Here is a 1,579-nt window from a genome sequence, read left to right on the forward strand (position 1 = left end):
TCATAGGCCTTATCCGGATCGCGGTTGAGCGCGGCGAGGTCTTCGGTCCTGCCTTCGGCCTCTAGTTCTGCCTGCTTGTCCTTGTCCCGGATGGTGATCTCGCCCTCGCCCACCGTGGCGCGGACTTCCTGACGAGTGTCGTCGAGCTTATAAGAGCCCTCTGCTGTGGTGTTGCCCAACGCGTTTTCGAGCGTACCCTTGCCGCCCGTCAGGTCGACATTGGCGGTGACGTCGAAGCCTTCATACTGCTTCGAGCCGGAGAAGTTCTCGTGCGTCAGCGTACCGGTTTCGAGAGTGAGATCGCCGGATTCCGAAACGATCTTGCCGGCACCGAGATGCGTATTGCCGCCGACGGTCACGTCCATCTTGCCCGACGAGATCAGGCCGGATTGCTCAGTGATCCAGTTGGTCTCGCCCGAGCCGGTGCCGAAGCCCGGCTGTAGACCGGAGATGGAAGGCGTCGTACCCATGGCGCCGCCGATCGCGCCACCCAGGTCGCCGGGGCTCCCCACCTTCTGTCCCGGACTGCTTAAGGAGAAGCCGCCGGAGACAGAACTGTTCTTCGCCTCGCCCGTGTCGGGCACCGAGATGATGGAGAGATCGCGTCCGACATTCGCCGTCACGGTCTCGCCGGAAACGACGGCACCGTGGAGCTTCGTGTCGCGGCCCGATTCGAGCTTGATATCGCCTGTACCCGTCACATGGGTGTTGACCTGGGTGGTTTCCTTGCCATTCGACTTGCCAGCGCTGGCGTAAGCGCCGCCGGTCGGACTGACGCCGACGCCGTTCAGGCCGACGCCAACCGAGACGCCCAGGCTCGCGCCCGACGAACTCGTCTTGCTGGAAGTCTCGGTCTTGGCCTCCGCGCTCGTGAGGTTGATGTCGTTGCCAGCCTTAAGCGAGATATCGCCCGCCTTCTCATCATCGAAATCAGTGGGAAGACCGTCGGTGTCATAGCCCGCCGCGATCTGCGCGCCATGGGCGGTGAGATCGCCGGACTTGGCCTCGATAGAGACCGAGCGCCCGCCGGTGATCGTCGTGACCACAGGTACCTCGGCGGATGACGAGGTGCTGCTCTTCTGGTGGGTGAAGCCCGCCGTCACCGAGAGCGAGGCCATGCTGCCGCCATTGGCAAGATTGTCGAGCGCGTCATAGGCCTTCATCGAGGCGAAGGCGGCGTTGGCAGTGGAATATTTGTCGGAGATATCACCGATCTTTTCCGCCGCATTGCCCACGCTCTGCGCCGCGCTCACCAGACCGGAGCCGACGGCGACCGTCACACCGGCGAAGAGCTCCTCGTGGATCGCCTCGTAATTGGACTTGTCCTGCGCGGCGAGCAGGTTCACGTCACGCTCGGCGACGATCGCCACATCGCGGTCGGCAGCCACTTGTGCCGCCTGCAGATTGGCGTCACGGCCGGCATTGATGGTGATGTCGCGGCCCGCCTGCAGGCTGGAGCCTGCATTGGTCTGCGCGCCCTGGTTCAGTTCGTCCTTGGTCTTTTTCGCACCGATGCCAACGGAGAAGCCGCTGCCGCTCGAACCGAACTGGATGCCGAACCCGGATTTCTCTTCCTTCT

1 protein-coding gene is annotated in these 1,579 nt (G+C 63.4%); it reads right to left on the reverse strand.

What is annotated here, in order from left to right:
* Positions 1 to 1,579 (reverse strand): hemagglutinin repeat-containing protein (locus C5748_RS27345; RefSeq protein ID WP_199194921.1); only part of this gene is annotated, 1,579 nt, incomplete at both ends.

The sequence above is a fragment of the Phyllobacterium phragmitis genome (assembly GCF_002980495.1).
Classification (GTDB): domain Bacteria; phylum Pseudomonadota; class Alphaproteobacteria; order Rhizobiales; family Rhizobiaceae; genus Paramesorhizobium; species Paramesorhizobium phragmitis.